Source organism: Streptomyces sp. NPDC096311 (genome assembly GCF_044763085.1).
Classification (GTDB): Bacteria; Actinomycetota; Actinomycetes; order Streptomycetales; family Streptomycetaceae; genus Streptomyces.
Window position 1 is genome coordinate 1 of sequence record NZ_JBIWFN010000040.1, and the last position, 19754, is coordinate 19754.

The 19754-nt window shown below is 70.4% G+C and carries 16 protein-coding genes and 4 pseudogenes; 8 read left to right on the forward strand and 12 right to left on the reverse strand.

The window, feature by feature from the left end; translation table 11 throughout:
• Positions 1 to 98: 98 nt before the first annotated feature.
• Positions 99 to 482 carry a hypothetical protein gene (locus tag ACIRA5_RS51205; RefSeq protein ID WP_403704901.1) on the reverse strand — a complete coding sequence of 128 codons (384 nt, stop codon included), beginning with the start codon at positions 480 to 482 and terminating at the stop codon, positions 99 to 101.
• A gap of 360 nt (positions 483 to 842) precedes the next feature.
• Here ACIRA5_RS51205 and ACIRA5_RS51210 point away from each other — a divergent pair, with 360 nt between their 5' ends.
• On the forward strand, positions 843 to 1364 hold the full coding sequence (locus tag ACIRA5_RS51210; RefSeq protein ID WP_403704904.1) for a hypothetical protein: 522 nt from the start codon (positions 843 to 845) through the stop codon (positions 1362 to 1364).
• Between the two features lie 112 nt (positions 1365 to 1476).
• Here the strand turns inward: ACIRA5_RS51210 and ACIRA5_RS51215 are convergent, their stop codons facing one another.
• Positions 1477 to 1863, reverse strand: coding sequence for a hypothetical protein (locus ACIRA5_RS51215; protein WP_403704906.1), 387 nt, complete (start codon positions 1861 to 1863; stop codon positions 1477 to 1479).
• Positions 1864 to 2204: 341 nt separating this feature from the next.
• Complete coding sequence (locus tag ACIRA5_RS51220) at positions 2205 to 3152, reverse strand: DUF5996 family protein (RefSeq protein ID WP_403704909.1); 948 nt, start codon at positions 3150 to 3152, stop codon at positions 2205 to 2207.
• A 220-nt stretch (positions 3153 to 3372) separates the two neighbouring features.
• On the opposite strand from ACIRA5_RS51220, the gene ACIRA5_RS51225 reads away from it, so the two are divergent.
• Both ACIRA5_RS51225 and ACIRA5_RS51230 read left to right on the forward strand, forming a co-directional pair.
• Positions 3373 to 4227, forward strand: a complete 855-nt coding sequence (locus ACIRA5_RS51225; protein WP_403704912.1) for an NmrA/HSCARG family protein — start codon at positions 3373 to 3375, stop codon at positions 4225 to 4227.
• Between the two features lie 479 nt (positions 4228 to 4706).
• A complete protein-coding gene (locus tag ACIRA5_RS51230) occupies positions 4707 to 5864 on the forward strand; it encodes an RNA-guided endonuclease InsQ/TnpB family protein (protein ID WP_403704915.1) in 1158 nt (385 codons plus the stop codon).
• A 193-nt stretch (positions 5865 to 6057) separates the two neighbouring features.
• On the opposite strand, the gene ACIRA5_RS51235 is transcribed toward ACIRA5_RS51230, so the two are convergent.
• From ACIRA5_RS51235 to ACIRA5_RS51250, 4 genes and pseudogenes are all read right to left on the reverse strand, one after another.
• On the reverse strand, positions 6058 to 6228 hold the full coding sequence (locus ACIRA5_RS51235; protein ID WP_403704917.1) for a hydrophobic protein: 171 nt from the start codon (positions 6226 to 6228) through the stop codon (positions 6058 to 6060).
• Between the two features lie 145 nt (positions 6229 to 6373).
• Positions 6374 to 6949: pseudogene (locus ACIRA5_RS51240) on the reverse strand (transcriptional regulator).
• Positions 6950 to 7142: 193 nt separating this feature from the next.
• Positions 7143 to 8656 (reverse strand): annotated as a pseudogene (locus ACIRA5_RS51245) (helix-turn-helix domain-containing protein).
• The gene (locus ACIRA5_RS51250) at positions 8653 to 8844 is read right to left on the reverse strand and encodes a hypothetical protein (protein WP_403704920.1); all 192 of its coding nucleotides are present in this window, start codon (positions 8842 to 8844) and stop codon (positions 8653 to 8655) included. Before ACIRA5_RS51250 ends, ACIRA5_RS51245 begins: the two are co-directional and overlap by 4 nt.
• A 108-nt stretch (positions 8845 to 8952) precedes the next feature.
• On the opposite strand from ACIRA5_RS51250, the gene ACIRA5_RS51255 reads away from it, so the two are divergent.
• A complete protein-coding gene (locus ACIRA5_RS51255) occupies positions 8953 to 9687 on the forward strand; it encodes a hypothetical protein (protein WP_403704923.1) in 735 nt (244 codons plus the stop codon).
• Positions 9688 to 9838: 151 nt separating this feature from the next.
• Here ACIRA5_RS51255 and ACIRA5_RS51260 read toward each other — a convergent pair.
• A pseudogene (locus ACIRA5_RS51260) lies at positions 9839 to 10654 on the reverse strand (sigma factor-like helix-turn-helix DNA-binding protein); the annotation flags it as partial.
• Positions 10655 to 10798: 144 nt separating this feature from the next.
• Between ACIRA5_RS51260 and ACIRA5_RS51265 the strand changes: the two are divergent.
• Positions 10799 to 12013 carry an RNA-guided endonuclease InsQ/TnpB family protein gene (locus tag ACIRA5_RS51265; RefSeq protein WP_403704926.1) on the forward strand — a complete coding sequence of 405 codons (1215 nt, stop codon included), beginning with the start codon at positions 10799 to 10801 and terminating at the stop codon, positions 12011 to 12013.
• Between the two features lie 142 nt (positions 12014 to 12155).
• Here the strand turns inward: ACIRA5_RS51265 and ACIRA5_RS51270 are convergent, their stop codons facing one another.
• The gene (locus ACIRA5_RS51270; RefSeq protein ID WP_403704929.1) at positions 12156 to 13658 is read right to left on the reverse strand and encodes a hypothetical protein; all 1503 of its coding nucleotides are present in this window, start codon (positions 13656 to 13658) and stop codon (positions 12156 to 12158) included.
• Between the two features lie 241 nt (positions 13659 to 13899).
• Between ACIRA5_RS51270 and ACIRA5_RS51275 the strand changes: the two genes are divergently transcribed.
• A complete protein-coding gene (locus ACIRA5_RS51275) occupies positions 13900 to 14721 on the forward strand; it encodes a maleylpyruvate isomerase family mycothiol-dependent enzyme (protein ID WP_403704932.1) in 822 nt (273 codons plus the stop codon).
• A gap of 34 nt (positions 14722 to 14755) precedes the next feature.
• Here the strand turns inward: ACIRA5_RS51275 and ACIRA5_RS51280 are convergent, their stop codons facing one another.
• A complete protein-coding gene (locus ACIRA5_RS51280; protein ID WP_403704935.1) occupies positions 14756 to 15292 on the reverse strand; it encodes a hypothetical protein in 537 nt (178 codons plus the stop codon).
• Positions 15293 to 15534: 242 nt separating this feature from the next.
• Positions 15535 to 15741, reverse strand: a complete 207-nt coding sequence (locus ACIRA5_RS51285) for an Arc family DNA-binding protein (RefSeq protein WP_323139034.1) — start codon at positions 15739 to 15741, stop codon at positions 15535 to 15537.
• A gap of 17 nt (positions 15742 to 15758) precedes the next feature.
• On the opposite strand from ACIRA5_RS51285, the gene ACIRA5_RS51290 reads away from it, so the two are divergent.
• Positions 15759 to 16979, forward strand: coding sequence for an RNA-guided endonuclease InsQ/TnpB family protein (locus ACIRA5_RS51290; RefSeq protein ID WP_403704938.1), 1221 nt, complete (start codon positions 15759 to 15761; stop codon positions 16977 to 16979).
• A gap of 64 nt (positions 16980 to 17043) precedes the next feature.
• A pseudogene (locus ACIRA5_RS51295) lies at positions 17044 to 17291 on the forward strand (response regulator transcription factor); the annotation flags it as partial.
• Positions 17292 to 17632: 341 nt separating this feature from the next.
• Here the strand turns inward: ACIRA5_RS51295 and ACIRA5_RS51300 are convergent.
• Complete coding sequence (locus ACIRA5_RS51300) at positions 17633 to 19513, reverse strand: glycoside hydrolase family 15 protein (protein ID WP_403704942.1); 1881 nt, start codon at positions 19511 to 19513, stop codon at positions 17633 to 17635.
• Positions 19514 to 19754: the final 241 nt, after the last annotated feature.

Here is a 19754-nt window from a genome sequence, read left to right on the forward strand (position 1 = left end):
GGCACCTGCACCACCTGCCACCGCCCCCTGCCCAGAACATCCCCCACCAGCCAGAACCTCAGAGCCAGAGCAACCTAACGGAGTCCTACTAGCGGCTGCTATTCATTATTGTTGTTGCCGTTGTTTCCACCGATTTTGATGAACTTGACATTCTTGGTCGTCGTGATGACCTTCTTGATCACGACACCCTTGGAATTCTTGGTTATTTTGGTCTTCTTGGTGATCGTGGTGATCTTGAGGCCGTCGACGGTCAGTTCCTTCTTGACCGTCGTTTTGGTGGTGGTGGTCGTACTGTTCTTGACCAGCCCCGCGATCTCGGCGGCCTGGTGACCCTGGTGGCTTGCCGTGACCGCGGCCACGGGCCCGGTGTGCGGCGTCGCCGGGGCGGCGAAAGCGCTGGAGGGCATCAGCGCGCCTCCTGCCGCCAGGGCGGTCGAGGCGGCAAGCATCACAAGGCGCTGAGTACGGGAAGTGCGGGTCATGGGAATTCTCCTCCGTGAGAAATAATCAGGGTTTCCGAACAGTCCTGACCATTCGCGGCCATTCGGTGAGGGCCAGCTGCTGCTGAACGGGCCCGCATCTCTATTAGGCACCGGCGGACGAAAGGAGTCATGCCCCTGGAATGCGTGGCAGGAGAACTCGGGACTTGACGGGCGACGGCAGCTCTGCTGCGGACGCGCGGCACATCATGCGGCACATCAAGGGGCCCGGAGCCGGGGCGGAACGGGTGCGGGCTTAGCCTGGCAGTTCCGGGCCGGATCATCACCGGCACCTGACCACCCGATGCCGGCGGAGCACCCCGCCGCTGTCCGCCCGGGACGGACGAGAACGGAGCAGCCGACGTGAGCGACGCCCAAGCCAGCACCCAGGAAGGAGCCGCGGCACCGGCGGCCGGTCTGCCCGATCCGGTCGATCTGCCCGAGCGGATACGCCGGCACCGGCGCCACACGCTGGAGCTGCTCACCGTCTGCGCCCTCGGCCTCGTCCCCTGGACGGTCCTGCTGGCGATGACGCTGCCGTCCGTGTACGAGGTCCGCCAGTGGCGCGCGACGTGGGTCGGATTCGACGCCCTGCTCATGGTCGCGATGGCGGCCACGGCGCTGCTCGGGTGGCTGCGGCACCGCGCTGTGATCGTGTCGGCGACCGCGACGGCGGTGCTGTTGATCTGCGACGCGTGGTTCGACGTGTCGCTCGCTTTCGGCACCTCGGGGGTGTGGCTGTCGGCGGTGCTCGCGGCGTGTGTCGAACTGCCGCTGGCCTTCTACCTCATCCGCCGGGTGATGGGGATGATCTCGTTGGCCCAGTGGCCCACCACCAAGGCCGCCGCCGGCAGCAGCGGGCAGCCGGGCCGCCCGGACGCCTGAACTCGCCCTGCCTTCCCGCAAAGGAGACGACCTGATCAGGCACGACATGACAGGGCAGGCCCTGACACGTGTCCCGTCAGGGCCTGAACTCCACGCGGTGACCCGCCAGGACCTAGCGGTAGCAGTCCCGCACCGGGTCGGTCTCGCTGTAGATCGCGGTGTCCTTCATGAATCCCAGCTGACCGTTGTCGGCGACGGTCATCAGCCAGCGGGTCGGGTGCGGTCCGCCGACCCAGGCCTGGCCGTCTTCCTTGCAGTAGAACCAGCTCGGGTTGGAGTACATGTAGCCGACGATCTTGCCGGGGTCGGGGTAGGAGTGGTTGTTGCCGATGATGCCGTAGACGGGCGCGCCCGACACGTTGTTGCAGTACCACCTGATGCCGCCGTCGTTGGTCCAGCAGCCCGCGGCGGCATCGGCGGACGGAGCCGCCACCGCGCCGAACCCGACGGCCAGCGCCGCTGTCGCCAACGCCGCGCCGATCTTCCTGTGAGCACGCATGCATTCCCCCGCGTTGTCGTGTCACCGCGCGGTGACCGGATCAAGGTGCGTCGAGGCACGGTGTGCTGCGGCCACTATGCCGAGCACGGGCCGCCCAGGTCGATCACTTCGATCCTGGTGGAATCGTGACCCGGCGGGCGACCGCTGCAATCCCCTGCCTTGAGGCGGGGGAGGAAGTCAACCTCTGCTTCTGGCATCCCATCGCGGGCGAGATCGCCGAAGCCGAGCGCCGGCGCCGGCGTGGACACCGGCCGTGACCGCAGGCGGCCGCAATCCCGCAGCGCACACGAACCGTCCGGCCGCGTACCGAGAGCGCACCCGCCCCGCACACGCCCGCCCCTCTACCGGTGCTGTCGCCACCGGTTCGGGTCCTCTTCCAGAGCCGCCCGGTCCCAGCCGCCGTGCTCCGCGGCGGCCTCGTAGGTCGTGTGCAGGAAGCCGGCCAGTGCCCGGTCCGGGTCGGCCGCAGTGCGCACCGCCTCGTACGGCAGGAGGAACTGGCCGAAGTCAGGGCTGTAGAACGCGTCGGCCGGGGTGACCGGGTGGCCGGCGAAGCCGCCCGGCTCGGGATAGGCGTACGCGTAGAAGGCTCCCTCTTCACCGCCGCCGGGCCAGAAACCACAGCTGCTCAACTCGCGGGAGTAGCCCTCCACCATCACCCAGTCACCGCAGTTCGGGGCCCCGCCGGGATGCGGCGGCGCCGCCCGTCCGGAGAACCTCGTGCAGGCCAGGTCCATGGCACCCCAGAAGAAGTGCACCGGGCTCACCTTGCCGGCGAAGTACGAGCGGAACTCCCCCATCACCCGGTTGGCCTGCAGCAGCTGCCTCCAGAAGAGCTGCGCGGCCCTCGGGTCGTAGGACGTGTGCCGGTGGTCTTCGTCGAAGGGGATCGCCGGGTCCACCTCGTTGGGAGACGCCTGGATCTTTGTCTCGATTCCCAGCTCGCTCAGGGCCCGCATCGTCTCGCGGTAGAAGTCGGCCACCGGCCTCGGCTCCAGGGCCACGCTGCGGTGGGCGCCGTCGCTGCCGCGGATGCGCAGCTGATGGTCGAGGAAGTCGAACTCGATGTCGAAGACCCCTGAGCGGTAGGGGATCGCCGACGTGGTCAGGCCGCGCGGGCTGACATAGAAGGTGACCTGCCACCAGTGATTGACCAGGGGCGCGTGGGCCAGCCGGATCTTGCCGACGATCTGGGTCCACATGTGCAGTGTGTCCCGGGTCTCGGTCCAGTCGGCGACGCGCAGCCGCGGCCACGTCGTCCGCGACGCCCCATCGGAGATCACGGCCACAGCACACTCCTCCCGGGACAGCCGGCCGACACCGACCACGCTGCCCTCAGCCGGGGAATCAGGCAACCCGGCAGGCCCCCGGCGCGCCTCACCGGCCACCGGACCGGGACGCCTGCATGCTCCACGGGCAGCCGTGCGCCCGCATCGCAAGGAGTGATCCCGCGGCTCAGTCCCATCCGCGGCGAGGCCCTCCGGGGCCGACCGGAAGGAGCTCTTCCTCATGAATGTCGACCAGTCGGTACTGGTTCTCGGGGCGACCGGGGGGCAGGGCGGCGCCGTCGTCAGCGCGTTGCTGTCCCGCGGCGCCGCCGTCCGTGGCCTGGTCCGCAACCCTCGATCCGCTGCGGCCCGGGACCTGGCCGCGCGCGGCGCCGAGGTGGTGGGCGGAGATCTCATGGACCGCGAGTCCCTGGCCTCCGCCATGCGGGGCACAGCCGGTGTGTTCGCGATGACCACGCCCTTCGAGTCAGGACCGGCCGCCGAGATCGCACAGGGCCGGACCATTCTCGCCGCCGCCCGTCATGCTCGTGTGCCACACCTGGTCTTCAGTTCCGTGGCAGGTGCCGACCAGGACACGGGCGTGCCGCACTTCGAGACCAAGGCCGTCATCGAGCGGGAACTGGCCGCAGGCGAGGTGCCCTACACGATCCTGGGGCCCACCTACTTCTTCGACAACGCCCTCGGCGGCGAGGACCAGATCCGCCAGGGGGTGCTCGATCTGCCCCTGCCACCGGACCGTCCGCTGCAGCAACTGGCGCGCCCCGATCTGGGCGAGTTCGCCGCCGCCGTCTTCGCCGCGCCCGACGCGTTCGCCGGGCAGCGCATCGAGCTGGCCGGCGACGCCCCCACGCCCGATGACATGGCGGCCGCGTTGAGCACGGCAGTCGGTGTGACCGTCCGCCACAACGAAGTACAGCTCGACGAGATCGGCAACGACGACATGCGAGCGATGTGGGCGTTCCTGCGTGGCCCCGGCTACCGCGTCGACCTGCCGGCGCTGCACGCCGCCCGTCCCCGTCTGCGCTGGACGTCGTTCGCCGACTGGGCCGAGAACGCCTTCTCAACGACACCGTGACATGCTGCCTTGTCCGCGGGTCCTTGGCATGGCCGGCATCAGCTACCGCGTGGCGACAGCGCTTCCAGTCGCTGACGCACCGCTCGACGGCACTGCGGCGGCAGATCCACGCTCTGCCCGAGGCGTGCGGCCGGGTGTGCCCGGGAAGCCCGCCGTGTTGGAGGTGCGCGGTTCCGGGCGCGCACAGCGGACCTCCCGGCCACACCGTTCTCCTGCCCCGCTCCCCCGCCGCCCGCACACCGGTGCCGGCATTTTCACCTGGTTCTGGCGATTCCTCCCCGGCGTTCACGCCGGGGAGGAATCACCTCCTGCGGCCTCGACGCGGAGCGTCGCCTCATCTGCACTTGTCGGGCGGAGTGCCCGCACGGCTGCCTGGCGGAGCCAGGAAATACGAACAACCGCCCTACAGGTCACCGGCAGTGGTGATCTCCGGTCATGGGGCGGCCATGTGTGCGGTGGTCGTACGACGGTCCGGGGCTGTGAAGCTGGTGGTGCAGGTGAAGCTGCTGCCGACGCCTGTGCAGGCGTCGGCACTGGAGGCGACCCTGCGCGCCTGCAACAGGGCCGCCACGCATGCCTCCGCCGCCGCCTTCAACCGAGGCGTGAGGGACCGCAACGGTCTGCAGAAGGAGGTGTACGCGGACCTGAAGACGGCCTTCGGGCTGTCCGCGCAGCCGGCGGTGCGGGCGGTGAAGAAGGTGGTCGACGCCTACGCCACCCTGCGGGCCAACCTGCGCGCCGGGAATCTGGGGCCCTCGACATCCCGGCGGTATCGCAAGGCGCTCAGTACGCCGATCGTCTTCCGGCCGGAGGCGGCCCAGCCGTTCGACGACCGCTGCCTGTCATGGCAGCACGACGCGCGCACCGTCTCCATCTGGACCGTGGACGGGCGGATGAAGGGGATCCGCTACACCGGCCACCCCGACCAGCTCAAGACCCTGATCCAGTACCGGCGCGGCGAGAGTGACCTCATCCAGCGGGGCGGGAAGTGGTTCCTTATCGCGACCTGCGAGATCCCCGACGCCGAGATGTTCGAGCCGGTGGACTGGATCGGAGTGGACCGCGGCATCGCCAACCTTGCGACCACGTCTGACGGGACCAACTACCAGGGCCGCCGCCTGTCGCGCTACCGCAGGTGGCAGGCCCGCAAACGAGCCGAACTGCAGAAGAAGAAGACCCGTTCCGCCCGGCGGCGGCTTTCCCGCCGCAGGTGCAAGGAACAGCGCCATGCCACGCACGTGAATCATGTGATCTCCAAGGGGATCGTGTCCGTCGCGCAACGCACCGGTCGTGGGATCGCCGTCGAAGCACTCGACGGGATCCGCGAGCGGGTACGGCTACGCCGCGACCAGCGGGGCACCCTCTCCTCCTGGCCGTTCCACCAGCTCGGACAGCACCTCGCCTACAAAGCCCGCAGGGCCGGGGTGCCGTTCCTGGAAGTGGATCCGGCCTACACCTCGCAGCGCTGCCCGCGCTGCGGGCACACGGAGCGGGCCAACCGGCCCACCCGGGACCGTTTCTGTTGTCGTCGGTGCGGCCTCGCTGGGCCCGCCGATGTCGTCGCCGGGGTCAACGTGCGCGACCGCGCACGCTCGGCGTGGGTGTTCGTCACCATGCCCGTCCCGCCACCGGTGTAGCCGGAGGCGGGAGATGCGACCCGTGACCGTCCCGTCGTAGGGGACAGTCGGGAGCGCGACAAGGCGTGACCAACGCTGAGCCGTACAAGCTCGGCCGTTCACAGCTGAGAAGGTGACGCAAGAGTCACATACGTGCGGGGCGGCCCCGGACGTCAACGCCTGGGGCCGCCCCGCACGGGGGGACTGCCGTTCGCTACCAGCGGTACCAGCGGCCACGGCTGCCGCCGCCTCCGGCGGAACGCATGACGAAACCGAGCAGCCACACGGCCAGCACGATCACGGCCACGATCCACAGAGCCTTCAGCGCGAAACCGGCACCGAAGAGAACCAGGGCGAGCAGAAGAACGAGAAGCAGGGGAACCATAGTTATCAACCTCCGAAGCAGCGAGTTCCCCGGCAACACCCCGCCATGCACCCGAAGTTTATGGGTTTCTTATCCTTCGGCGCGGGAATGCGCTACCGCCCCGAATCCTTCACCCGTCCGGCAGGCGGGCCTGTGGACCTGCGGGTCAGGCTGCGAAGCCGATGGTGGTGACGTATTCGTACTGGCCCCACTGGGAACCGAGGTCCACGACGGCCTCGTTGATCCAGGCGCCGTCGAGGGCCTGGTCGTCGGCGGCGGCCCAGGCCTCGACGATGCGGTCCCAGTGACGGACGTTGAGGGTGCGGAACTCCACGACGCGGTGCTGGGGCCTGGTGACCTGGGACTGGTTGAGCGGGTGGAACTCCACGCGGGTCCCGCGGCCTTCCCGGTTGAGACGGCCGAGCAGGTAACGCGCGCCGTTGCGCCGGCGCACCTGCAGGTACGCGCTCTCGATGTTGCGCAGGTTCTTCCTGGAGGGACTCCGCCTGCCGTCCAGTCAGGCCTTCGGCGTCCGGTCGGTGACCGTCAGACCGGCCTCCCGGGCCGCGGCGCGGGCACGCTCCGAGCGGGTGAGGTGGTGGAGCCGGGCGAGGAGGCCGCGCCGGGCGGTGACCGGGGTGGCGACGAACCCTGCGAGCACATCGAGTTGCCGGGCCACGGCCTCGTGGCCCTTGATGCCGCGAGCGCCGAATTTGCCGAAACCGTTGTTCCTTTCCGGCATTTCGTCTCCTCGCTTTTCCGGCAGCCGACTTGACGGAGCCTCATCGTCGCGTATTTCAGGGTGAGTCAAGAATGCATGACCGGGGGCGGCGGCAGTGGGCTTCGGTGAATTCCGGCAGGAGTGGTCCGGAATGGTTTTCCTGTCGTCCGGTGCCGCTTTGGGGCCTACGGTGTCCGGGCCTGCGGCGTCCGGGCTACGGCGTCTCGGAGCCGATGACGTACGTGTCCTTGATCTTCGCTTCGGAAACGCCGCGTCCCTCCGGGAAGACCGCACGCCAGTCGCCGATCACGTGGAGCTCGTCGGTGCCCATCGCACGGACGAGGGTGAGGCCCTCCTCGTACGCCTTGAACGCCTTGGTCCAGAGGTTGGCGAAGGCCTGTGAGCGGATGAGGTGCATCCAGTCGGGGCGGTACAGCTCGCGGTTGTGGTTCGACTCCCCCATCGTCGAGACGAACTTGGAGTACATCGCCTTGACGTATTCCAGGGTCACCTCGTCGCCGGTGTCGATCGCCCTGTCCCTGGCGTCCTTGAGGGCGATGCGGAACTTCTCCAGGAGGTTCTCCGTCGCGCCGGAGGTGAACGACTCGTGGATCTGGGGCGGGTCGCACAGACCGTACTTCGGGGAGGACAGGCGCAGCAGCAGGCGCAGGGTGGGTTCGGTGACCCACAGGGGACCTGGTTCGTCCCTGCTGCCCAGGGGGTTGGGGAGCGTGTGCGCGTGCTCCCATGCCGGGGGTGCGATCAGGTGAACTCCGGCGCGGCGGCGGTCGTGCGGGAGGCCGGTGGTGTGTTCCAGCCGGCCGATCGGCAGGTGGGTCTTGAGCGCGGAGAGATAGGCGCCGATGATGTCGAGCGCCGTCACCTCGTGCCGGCCCGCGGGGAGTTCGGGCCGGGTCCGTTTCGGGCGGGCCTCCCAGATCTGGTCCGCGCCGCGGGCGGACTGCTTGCGCAGGACGTCCGGGATCCAGGGGTGCGCCACGATGTCGTAGCGGCCGCCTTTGCGGGTGGTGTCCAGCAGGGCCATCGCGTCCGGGATGGCGCGCCTGAGCAGGGCCGCGGTGGCCGCTTCCAGGTCGCCGCCGTGCTTGGGAGTGCGGCGCTCACGGCCTCGCCGATCAGGTCCGGGATCTGGGCGGCGCTCTGGGCGCGGCGGCCGACGGGCACGAGCGGCGTGCCGCGGCCGCCGGGGGCGTCAGGGGCGGGGCGGGGTGTGTGCTGCGCCGGGGCGGACGGCGGCGCGGCGGGTTGTGCGGGTGCGGCGGTGGTAGGGGCCGGGGTGCATTCGGCGGGGTCCAGGTGCTGGGGGTATCCGGCGGCCTCGTGGCGGGCGGGGTGTCCGCACAGCACGCAGGGTTGCGGCGTGGTGAGTTCGCCCTGCTCTTCGTGGTGCGGGTCGGCAGGTGCCGGCTCGGGGGCGGCGGCTGCCGACTCCGAGGCGGTGGTGTCGCGTGCGGTGGTGTCGCGGGCGGTGATCTTCGCGTCGGCGCCCTTGAGGAAGTAGGCGTACTTCTCGCGGGTCTCACCACTGGGGTCGCGGCCGGATTCCCAGCCGACGACCGTGGACGGACTCACGCCGAGGGCGCGGGCCACTTCGGCACGCGAGAGACCGAGGGCCCCACGCAGGGCCCGCCGCTGCTCAGCCGGCGGAAGGGGGACGGGTTCGGCAGCGGCCGCGAGCAGTTGGTCGATCGCCTCGAAGTCATTCATGCCGCTCCCAGGCCCCCGTGCGCGATGCCGCTCCGGGACACCTTCTCCAGTCCTTCGAGGTGCCCGGTGCCGGCGGGGGGCCGCCGGGCTTGGGTGGTGGCGGTGCCGCCGGCCCCGGTGGCGGTGACCGTCCAGGAGCAGCCGCGGTCGGTGCTGGTCCGGAAGGGGTGCGTCAGAGGCGGCAACATGTGTCCTTGTGCTGGTGTCGATGCCTACTGGTGGGGCTGGTCGGCATCGGCGCCACGTGTATCGGTGCCCGTTCGAAGGGGCGGGCTCCGCCGAGGACAATCGTCGCCATGAGTGAGGGTACGGGTGATGCCGAGAGCCGCCTGGCGCGGATCGAGCGGCTGCTGGAGAGCGGTGAGCGTGAGGTGGCGCCCGCGTGGCGGCGGGCGACGCGGGGTGAGCCGCGCTGGGCGGTGACCGCGGTGATCCTGGTGGCGGTCGCGCTGCAGTGGATGCTGCCGCACCGGCTCGCCTTCCATCCGTACTGGGCTTTGCCGGCTCTGGAGTTGGTGCTGCTGGCCGGTCTGGTCGCGGCGAATCCCCGGCGGGTCGAACCCCGCACCCGGTGGCTGCGGTGGTGGGGGCTGGCTCTGACCGGTGTGATCAGTCTGGCCAACGGCTGGTCGGCGGTCCGGCTGGTGGCGGGTCTGGTCAACGGCACCGCGGCGACGGAGGCCGGGCCTCTGCTGCTGACCGGCGGCGGTATCTGGCTGACGAACGTCATCGTGTTCGCCCTGTGGTACTGGGAGTGGGACCGCGGCGGCCCGATGGCACGGGTCCGCGGCCAGAGCCAGTACGCCGACTTCCTCTTCGTACAGATGCAGAGCCCGCAGACCGCACCGCCGGACTGGGAGCCGGCGTTCCTGGACTACCTGTATCTGTCGTTCACCAACTCCACCGCCTTCAGCCCGACCGACGTGATGCCGCTGTCGCGCTGGGCCAAGATGCTGATGATGCTGCAGTCCTCGGTCTCCTTGGTCACGGTGGTGCTGGTGGTCGCCCGGGCCGTCAACATCCTCAAATGACCGGGCCGCGTGGCCGTGTGCGGACGGGTGGCGGCCGGTGCGTGTGCGCCGTGCAGAGGGCGGCGCGCCATGATTCGGGCCGATCCGGGCACGCCACGGGGGCGATCGGTTCAGGCAGACAGGACGAGCCGGTCCGCGCCGCGCACCGGGGTCAGTTCATCTGCCGGCGGGCCTGCTTCACCTCGCGGTCGACGGCCCAGGCGTCGGCGACCGGTCCGAGGTGGCCGAGCTTGTCGGGATTGATCACCGTGCGGATGGTCTGGATCTGCCCGTCGAGCACGTCGAGGGCCAAAGTGTGGAGCACCTTGCCGTCCCGGTCCCGGAAGACCGCGCCGGGCTGGCCGTTGACCTCGTGCGGCTCGAACGTCACGTCGATCCGGCTCATCAAGGGGAAGACCGTGCCCAGCACCCGGGCCACGTTCTGCGCACCCATGACGGCCTTGGCCAGCTGCGGGGCCTTGCCGCCGCCGTCCCCGACGAGCTGCACGTCAGCGGCCAGCAGATCCCGCAGCCCGTCCACATCACCGCTCTTCAGCGCGTCGAAGAACCGCGTCGCCAGCTCGTGCCGCCCCTGCCGGTCCACTTCGAACCGCGGCCGCCCGGCCTCCATGTGCCGCCGCGCCCGCACCAGCAGCTGCCGGCACGCCGCCTCCGAACGCCCCACCGCCGCGGCGACCTCGCCGAACTCGAAGGCGAAGACCTCCCGCAGCACGAACACCGCCCGCTCCAGCGGGCTGAGCCGCTCCAGCAGCAGCGCCGCCATCGACACCGAGTCGGCCAGCTCCACCGCCTGTGCCGGATCCTGATACGGATCGCTCAGCAGCGGCTCGGGAACCCACGGGCCCACGTACTCCTCCCGCCGCACCCGTGCGGAGCGCAGCACATCGATGGAGATCCGTGTCACCGCGGCCGATAGGAAGGCCTTGGTCGACGTGGGCCGGGTCGACGAGCCGTCACAGCGCAGCCATCCCTGATCTTGCGTGGGTATCCCCGGCTTCAGCCGGGGAGGTAAACGCATCTTCGGCCCGGAGGCGTGAAGCGCCGGAGTTCACTGCGTTGTCAGTGGCCTTCGCTATGTTGATCACACATTGACCGAAGGGGGGTGGGCCGGATGATCCGTGCATACAAGTTCCTCATGCGGCCCACCGTGGGCCAGGCCGCTGCGCTCGCCGCGATGCTGGCCGATCACTGCTCGCTCTACAACGGCGCATTGCAGGAACGCCGGGACGCCTACCGGCACGTGTCGAAGACGAGCGTCACGTATGGGCAGCAGTCCGCACAGCTCAAGGAGATCCGCGGCTTTGACCCGGAGCGTCAGGGCCGCTGGTCTTTCTCCTCCCAGCAGGCCACCCTGCGCCGGCTGAACAAGGCGTTCGCCGCGTTCTTCCGCCGGGTCAAGTCCGGTGAGACGCCCGGCTATCCGCGTTTTCGCGGGGTGAACTGGTTCGACACGGTGGACTTCCCCAAGGACGGGGACGGCTGCCGCTGGGACTCCGCCCCGCACGATCGGGTGACCCGCGTCCGTTTCCAGGGTGTCGGGCATGTCAGGGTCAACCAGCACCGGCCCGTGGTCGGCAAGGTCAAGACCGTGTCCGTCAAGCGCGAGGGCAAGCGCTGGTACGTCGTCCTCACCGCCGAGCAGGAACAGCCCGAGCCGCTGCCCAAGACGGGCAGCGTGGTCGGCATCGACATGGGGATAGCCTCATTCCTCACCACCTCCAACGGTGAGCACGTCGCCAATCCCCGCCACGGCCGCAAGGCCGCTGCGAAGCTCGAAGCAGCGCAGCAGGCCCTGTCCCGTTTCCCACGTGTGCGCCGCGACAAGCGCACCGCCAACCACCAGCGGGCCGTGGACAATGTTGCCAAGCTGCACCGCAAAGTCCGCCGCCAGCGGCTCGACCACGCCCACAGGGTCGCTGTCGACCTCGTGCGGCAGCACGACGTCATCGCGCACGAAGACCTCAAGATCCGCAATATGGTCAAGGCCCCCGCTCCGAAGGCCGATCCTGACCAGCCGGGCAGCTTCCTGCCCAATGGTGCCGCCGCGAAGGCCGGGCTGAACCACTCGATCTCGGATGCCGGATGGGGGGTGTTCCTGACGATCCTGCACGCCAAGGCTGAAAGTGCCGGACGGGAAGTGATCGCCGTGGACCCCCGCAACACCTCCCGGACCTGCCCCGAATGCGGGCACGTCGCAGCGGAGAACCGGCCCACCCAGGAAAAGTTCCACTGCGTCTCGTGCGGCCACACCGCGCACGCGGACACGGTGGGCGCCCAAAACGTTCTACGGGCCGGGCTGGTCCATCGCGACGCCAACCCGGCATAGCGAGAAGCCCCCTCGTTTACGAGGGGGAGGAGTCACGCTGTGCTCCTCTGGGGCCGTCGGTGGCTACACCCCTGAGACGAGGTAGCCCGGCCTCCTGTGACATGGCCCGATGTGACCCGCGTCTCCCCTGCGCCGGCGCCTGTCAGCCGCCGGAGCGCTCGCCGTCCGCGGAGCTTCCGGGGACGGCCACGGCCCGGCGGCGACGGCGGTGTGTCACCCCTGCGGCCGCGACCGCCACGGCGGCCAGCACCGCCGGGATCAGCACTGCGGGCCGCACGGCCGACCGGTACGGCGGAGCCGGTGACGCCTCCAGCGGGATGCGGGCGGTGTCGTTGCCGGGCGTGCGGTCGTAGGGGTTGTACGTGCGGACGGTGCCGTGGGCGCCGGGCACCTGCCGGTCGATGCGGAAGCGGAAGACCAGGCTGGTCGTCCCGTCGTCCCCCGGCCAGAGCACGTCGCTGTCGAGATCGCAGACGAAGGCCCCGCCCGGCTTCTTGGGCCGCGCGCACGCCCACTTCCCGTCCGTGTCCTCGAAGGTGTAGGGGATGGAGGTGATTGTGGTGCCCTCCGGCGGGATCACCTCGAAGCGGCCCCTCTCGTCCGCCGGCCTGCCGGGGCCGAGGCCGCGCACCCCGAGCGGCACGCTCACCGTGTCGCCGACCCGGCCCCGCACGGTCCCGGTGAGCGCCGCGTAGTCGGCCTGCACGGTGGTCTCCACGACGGTGACCGTGCTGGTGGCGTCGTGGATGCCCCCTTCGTGCGTCCTGGTCAGCGTGAGCGGGGCGCCCGTGCCGCGCACCGTGAGCCCGGCGGGCCGCTGAGGGTCGGACGACCAGGAGTAGTCCAGCGTGCCGGTCAGTTCCCTGGGGACGGCGGTGAAGGTGAGGGTCGAGCTCGTGCGGTACGCGGTGCGCGCGGCGGCCTTCGCCGGGAACGTGCACCAGGCGTCGGTGAACGTCGGGTTGTAGGAGCAGTTGCGGTGACGGGCCGCCAGCACCAGGCCGCCCTGTGCGGTGATCCGCAGGGCGATGCCGCGCTGCGTGGAGAACCGGCTGGGGTTGGAGAACCTCGGTGTCAGCGACACGGGCTTTCCCGGCTCCACCGCGGTCATCTTCCCCGGCTCCTCGAGCCCGTACAGCGTGGGCCCCCCGACAATCATGCGGGTGGTGCCGGTGACGGAGGCCGTGTTGTCCGCGCTCGCGGTGTACGTGACCGTCCCGCTGTCGCCCGGCTGCGTCCCGTCCACGCCGTGGAGGGTGAAGGGCGGCATGCTCTCCCCGTCGTTGTCCAGGGTGCCGTACTGGCACGTCCACACCCAGCCCCCGCCGGTGCAGTTGTTGCCGCTGCCCTCGCTCACGCGGGCCACCCCGGCCAGTCCCGACGCGTCCACCACGACCTTGATGTTGCGGGCCGGTCCGGTGTTCCCGGGCACGACGGCGACCGGCAGGACGAAGGCGCCGTTCTCGGCCTTCGCGCCCTCGTCGGCGTTGTACATGACGAACGTCCCGGGGGCCTCGAACCGCAGGCCGGTCTCACCGGGCCCGTCGGCGGCGGGCGCGGCGGCCGTGAGGACAAGGGCGACGAGGAGTGCGACGAGGGCTCCCCACCACCTGCCCTTTTGCGGGCGTGCGGTCCGTATCGGCATGCGGGGCACTATGCCATCCGCCCCTGGCGTCCCCTCAACACGGCCCGGGGCGGCCGGACTTGGCGAACCCGCTGGGCAAACGGGCCCGGCGGACGGGCCTGGCGGGGGCAAAGGCGCTGGACAGGAGCGGGCGGGGTCTGGTCCCGGCCGCGTGGTTCGGGGGCTTGTCGCTGCCTTTGTCACCTGGTCTTCTGTACGCCGGGTGATCCGTGACGGGAACGAGAAGCGAGGATGAGGCGGCGTGGAACCAGTGGCGGGACCGGACGTACGGGGTGCGGTGCCCGAGGGGCTCGGTGCGGCGATACGGGATACGGCCGAGGAGATCGCCGCACTGCTGCGGGCGGGCGCCGGTATGGAACGCCGGGTGCCGCAGTCGCAGTGGAGCGTCGGGGAGGCGGCCGCGCATCTGGCACTGGCCAACGAGCTGATGGCGGACGTCGCGGCGGGCGGTGTGCGCAGCTATGGGGACGGCACGGCGCAGAGTCTGGCCGCGGCCAACGAGCAGGCGCTCGCCGTGTTCGGTGAGCGCGGGGCCGAGCCGCTGGCCGGGATGATCGTGGAGCAGGCCGGTGCGTGTCTGAGGGCGCTGGAGGAGCGGAGTGCGCAGGGGACGGTGGTCACTCCGCTGGGCCCGATGGGGCCGGATGTGCTGGGGTCGTATCTGCTCACGCACATGCTGGGGCACGGTTACGATCTCGCCCGTGCGCTGGGGCGTGGGCACATGATCGACCGGGAGCGGGTGCGGCTGACGCTGCCGTTCTTCCTGACGGTGATGCCACGGGTGACCGATACGGCCGGCACGGCCGGGCTGAGTGCCTGCTATGCGATCCGGTTGTGGGGTGGCGGCCGGTTCGGGGTGCGGGTGGCCGGGGGTGCGGTGTCGGTCGGTGAGCGGCTGCCGGGGCGTGCGGACTGCACCATCCTCATCGAGCCGGTCACGTTTCTGCTGATGGCGCTCGGGCGCCGGGGCCAGTGGGGCGCCCTCGCTCAGGGCCGCATCCTGGTCAGGGGGCGCAAGCCCTGGCTCGCTCCGCGTTTCCCGGCTCTGTTCAAGGCGCCCTGAGCGCGACGGGCCGCGGCGGCCGGACGGTGGCCGGTCACCCGGGCTCGGGGGCGGTGGCGGCCGGGGCGGCGCCGAGGAGGCCGAGGAGGGTCTCGCGGTGGAGGTCCGCGATCGGGCCGAGGAAGTCCGGGTGGCGCAGCAGGGGGGCCGCGCGGTGGTCGCGCGGGCTGGGGATGGTCAGCCGGCGCGCGTCGCCCACACTGTCGGGTCCGTGGTGGGTGGCGGCCAGGCAGGCGGCGGCCAGGGCGGCGAGGTCGGCGTCGGCCAGCAGGCAGGCCGCCCAGCTGACCACGGTCTCATCGACCTGGGTGCGCCAGGCGTGGGTGGCGTCCGTCAGCGGAGGTGCGTCGGCACCGGTGACGAAGTCCAGCCGGCCGGAGCCGCCGGGGCCGAGCAGGTCCAGCAGTTCGGCGTCCAGCGCGGTGGGGTAGCGCAGGGCGGCGGCGATGGTGGCCGCGTGCCCTGCCTGGGCTTCGGCCAGGGCCAGGTTCAGCGGGCCGGCGGCCGGGGGGAAGGCCGCCAGCAGCCAGCGTGCGGAGGCGGCGATGACGGGCGAGAGAGCGGTGGGCATGGTGGACCGTCCTGTGCGTGTGCCCGCCTGTCCTGGGTGTTCCGGTGTGGGTGATCCGGTCGCGGGCACTGCGCGCCCGGGCGGGGATGTGCGGGGCGGACAACGGTACGGCGGCCTCCCGCGGGGCCGACAGGAGCTGCGTCACAGCCGGGGCGGTGGGGCGGCGCGGCCGGGGGCTGCGGCAGGGAGACGCGCGTCACCTTCGTTGATGTCACCGGGATTCCCGGAGGATGCCCTGGCCTTCAGGCCGGGGAGGAATCCGGTTTTCCGCGGAGCGGGGCAGGGGAAGCCGGGTCGCCGCTGGGCGATCCGGCGTCCGGCCGGGGAGCGGTGAGGGCGACCTCCAGGAGGTGGAGGATCTCGGAGTTGAGGGACCGCCGGTCCGCGGTGGCGCGGGCGGTCACCTGTTCGTGTAGGTCTGCCGGGATCCGGAGTGAGAAGCGAATCATGACGCTACGGTGGCGTCATGACGACGCCAATGGAAGCCGACGGGGCCGGGCGTGCCCGGTACACCTACCGGCTTCGCGTGTCGTCGGGTGCCCGTACCGCGCTGGAGGCGGAGTGGGCACGGTGCCGGTGGATCTGGAACGAGTGCGTCGCCAAGTCCAAGGCGGTCCACCTGCACCACAAGACCACGGGAGAGAAGCGGACCTGCGGCCCGGCGCAGCTCGACAAGATGCTGACCGGGGCGCGGGAGCGTACGCCGTGGCTGCGTGAGGGCAGCTCGGTTCCTCAGCAGCAGCTGATCCGGGACTTCGGCAGGTCCCGCGCGAAGGCGCACAAGGACATCCGGGAACGCCTGCCTCAGCGGCAGCGGGCCGGTATGCCGGGGTGGAAGAAGAAGCGCGAGGCCTTGCCGACGCTGAACTACACCCGGCGCGGGTTCCGGCTGAAGGACGACCGCCTGCATTTGGCGGGTGGGATCGTGCTGAGGGTGGTGTGGTCGCGCAGCCTGCCGGTGGAACCTTCCTTGGTGCGCGTGTACCGGGACAGCGTCGGGCACTGGTACGCATCGTTCGTGGTCCGCGCCGAGGTGCGGCCGCTGCCGGAGACCGGCCGGGTGCTCGGCGTGGACTGGGGGGTGAGGGAGACCGCGACCACCACCTCCAACGCCCATGATCTGCCGCACGCCCAGCACGGCCGTAAGGCGCAGGCTGGGCTGACCCGTTATGACCGGATGATGGCCCGCCGCCGGCCGAAGAAGGGGCAGGCCGCCTCGAAGGGCTACCGTGAGGCGAAGAAGTGGCGGGCGAAGACCTACGCGAAGATCGCCCGGCAGCGGCAGGATGCCGGCCGCAAGTGGGCGAAGAAGGCCGTGACCGACCACGACGCCATCGCCGTCGAGGACTTCAGGCCGAAGTTCCTCGCCAGGTCCTCGATGGCGCGCAAAGCGGCGGACGCCGCGATCGGCGCCACGAAGAAGGCCCTGATCGAGATGGGCCGCAAGCACGGACGGGACATCCGTCTCGTGCATCCTGCGCACACCACCATGGACTGCGCATCGTGCGGAGCGAGAACCAAGCACGCACTGCCGTTGTCCGAGCGCACCTACACCTGCACCGCGTGCAAAGTCGTCTCCCCCAGGGACAAGAACTCCGCCCGCGTGATGCTCGTCCGGGCAGGTCTGAACCCGGCTGGTGCCGAGGGCGTAAGACCACCGGGAGCGCCGCTCCCGGAGGCAGCCTGAGCCAGGAATCCCCGCTCAGCCCTGAAGGAAGGAATCCCCTCCCCTCAGGGAGGGGAGCAGTCAAATGACCGACAGTCCGCCCCCCGGTGATCGACCAGGAACTGCTGCGACGCTTCGACGCTCTGAACACCCAGGGAGCGGGACGTGGTCGTTCTCGTCGCGAGCGGTCTCGGCAACGACGAGATCGCGGCCCAGATGTCCGTGTCGCCGTTCACCGTGAAGACGCATGCGGTGCGGGCCATGACGAAGGTCGGCGCACGTGATCGAGCGCAACTCGTCTCGTTCGCCTTCCGGGCCGGCCTCTACCCCTGAACCCGCCGGGCAGAACCCCGAAACAGGTGGCCGCCGTGGCGATGCCGAGCAGTCCGGCGGGCGGGACGGCGTGGGCACGTACCTGGAAGACCTCGCCGTCGCGCTGCGCGAGCGGCGTGCCCGGACCTGTATCTGTGGAGCAGGGCTTGCGTCAGGGCAAGGCAGACGGGTTCGGGGTCGGTCAGCAGTGGCGGCCGTCCCATCCGCCGGGTCCCTCCGGTCTCGTCGTCGATCTTCACGTACAGCGCGGTCAAGAGGGTGTTCAGGTCGTGCGTCACAACATGATCTTGAGCGCCCTCTCTTCAAGCTCGCGCACCGGCCCCGACATCGGACTCGTTCGTCTAGCCGAGCATGCGGTCGAGGTTGAAGGCGGCGCTGATCAGGGCGAGGTGGGTGAAGGCCTGGGGGAAGTTGCCGCGCTGTTCGCCGGTGTGGCCGATCTCCTCCGCGTAGAGGCCGAGGTGGTTGGCGTAGGTGAGCATCTTCTCGAAGGCGAGGCGGGCCTCGTCCAGGCGGCCCGCGCGGGTGAGTGCCTCGACGTACCAGAAGGAGCAGATCGAGAAGGTGCCTTCCTCGCCCTGGAGGCCGTCGGGGCTGGCCTGGGGGTCGTAGCGGTAGACCAGGGAGTCGGACACCAGGTCCTCGCCGAGGGCGTCGAGGGTGGCGAGCCATTTGGGGTCGGTCGGGGAGATGAACTTCGCCAGCGGCATCATCAGCAGGGAGGCGTCGAGGATGTCGCTGTCCTCGTACTGGGTGAAGGCGTGGCGTTCGGCGGACCAGCCGTGGCTCATGATCCGCCGGTAGATCGTGTCGCGGACGGCGCCCCAGCGGACCATGTCGGCGGGCAGGCCGCGGTGCTGGGCCAGCCGCATGGCGCGTTCGATCGCCACCCAGCACATGAGGCGGGAGTAGAGGAATGTCTTGCGGCCGCCGCGGGTCTCCCAGACTCCCTCGTCGGGCTGGTCCCAGTGGTCGCACACCCAGTCGATGAGCTCGCTGATGCTGTCCCAGTGGGCGCTGGAGATGGGCTTGCCCCACTTGTCGTAGAGGTAGAGGGAGTCGACGAGTGCCCCGTAGATGTCGAGCTGGAGCTGGTCGACGGCGGCGTTGCCGATGCGTACGGGGGCTGAGCCGCGGTAGCCCTCGAGGTGGGGCAGTTCGCGTTCGGGCAGGTCACGGCATCCGTCGATGCCGTACATGATCTGCAGGGGGCCGGTGGGTCCGCACGGGCCGTCGGGGGCGCGCTGGACGTGTTCGGTGACGAAGCCCATGAAGGCTTCGGCCTCGTCGGTGAAGCCGAGTCTGAGCATCGCGTACACGCAGAACGCGGCGTCGCGGATCCACACGTAGCGGTAGTCCCAGTTGCGTTCGCCGCCGATCTGTTCGGGCAGGCTGGTGGTCGGCGCGGCGACGATGGCGCCGGTGGGGGCGTAGGTGAGGAGTTTGAGGGTGAGGGCGGAGCGGTGGACCATTTCCCGCCAGCGGCCGCGGTAGCGGGACTGGGACAGCCAGCGGCGCCAGTAGCGCACGGTCGCGTTGAATTCTCGTTCCGCCTCGGCGACGGCGCAGAAGCGGGGTGCCACGTCGCCGCCGATCTTGTCGATGGTGAAGACGGCCGTCTCGCCCTCGTGCAGTTTGAACAGGGCCCAGATGTCCGGGCCATCGACCTCGATGGGCACGGTGGAGGTCAGGGCGAGGCGCAGCGAGGCGGAGGCGAAGACCGCCTGGCGGGCCTCGGCGTGCACGGTGTGGGGTGTGGTGCCGTACTCGAAGCGGGGGGCGACGCGGGCGCGGAAGGGGAGTGCTCCGCGGACGCACACCACGCGGCGGATGAGGCGGTGGCGGTCGGCCTCGCGTGAGTCGTCGACGACGGGCATGAAGTCCTGGATCTCGCCGACTCCGTCGTCCGCGAAGAAGCGGGTGATCAGGACGTTGGTGTCGGGGAAGTAGAACTGTTTGGTGCGGGTGGGGACGTCGGGGGCGAGTTCGAAGGATCCGCCCCGTTCGGCGTCGAGGATCGAGGCGAAGACGCTGGGTGCGTCGAAGCGGGGGCAGCAGTACCAGTCGATGGTGCCGTTCGTGCCGACGAGGGCGGCGCTGCGCAGGTCGCCGATCAGGCCGTGCTCGGCGATGGGCAGGTAGCCGGGGGTGCCGGTGCCGCGGGGGCCGGCGTAGGTCCGGTCGCTGTCCTTCGCTCCGGCCTCAGGGGTTGCTTCAGCCACGTCAGCCTCCTTGGGCTTCGCCCGAGCCGCCCCCTGGTGTCCAGGCTAGGGCCTGTCCGGCGGATCAGGCCGGAGGGAAGTAACGGCGCCTCATAGGCGCAGGTGAGCGGGGTCTGGTGCGGGCAGCTGCAAGGCGGAGGAGGGAGTCATGGCGCAGCCATGGCGACCGACGACAACGCCGCTGGGGGCACCCCCTGCTCGAAGAGCTTGGGGGAGGGCGTGCCAGACCCCGCGTCCGCGG

Coding starts and splice junctions, on each gene's coding strand:
- ACIRA5_RS51205 (WP_403704901.1), bottom strand. CDS start 482: ATGACCCGCACTTCCCGTACTCAGCGCCTTGTGATGCTTGCCGCCTCG.
- ACIRA5_RS51215 (WP_403704906.1), bottom strand. CDS start 1,863: ATGCGTGCTCACAGGAAGATCGGCGCGGCGTTGGCGACAGCGGCGCTG.
- ACIRA5_RS51225 (WP_403704912.1), top strand. CDS start 3,373: ATGAATGTCGACCAGTCGGTACTGGTTCTCGGGGCGACCGGGGGGCAG.
- ACIRA5_RS51235 (WP_403704917.1), bottom strand. CDS start 6,228: ATGGTTCCCCTGCTTCTCGTTCTTCTGCTCGCCCTGGTTCTCTTCGGT.
- ACIRA5_RS51250 (WP_403704920.1), bottom strand. CDS start 8,844: ATGTTGCCGCCTCTGACGCACCCCTTCCGGACCAGCACCGACCGCGGC.
- ACIRA5_RS51255 (WP_403704923.1), top strand. CDS start 8,953: ATGAGTGAGGGTACGGGTGATGCCGAGAGCCGCCTGGCGCGGATCGAG.
- ACIRA5_RS51265 (WP_403704926.1), top strand. CDS start 10,799: ATGATCCGTGCATACAAGTTCCTCATGCGGCCCACCGTGGGCCAGGCC.
- ACIRA5_RS51270 (WP_403704929.1), bottom strand. CDS start 13,658: ATGCCGATACGGACCGCACGCCCGCAAAAGGGCAGGTGGTGGGGAGCC.
- ACIRA5_RS51280 (WP_403704935.1), bottom strand. CDS start 15,292: ATGCCCACCGCTCTCTCGCCCGTCATCGCCGCCTCCGCACGCTGGCTG.
- ACIRA5_RS51285 (WP_323139034.1), bottom strand. CDS start 15,741: ATGATTCGCTTCTCACTCCGGATCCCGGCAGACCTACACGAACAGGTG.
- ACIRA5_RS51290 (WP_403704938.1), top strand. CDS start 15,759: ATGACGACGCCAATGGAAGCCGACGGGGCCGGGCGTGCCCGGTACACC.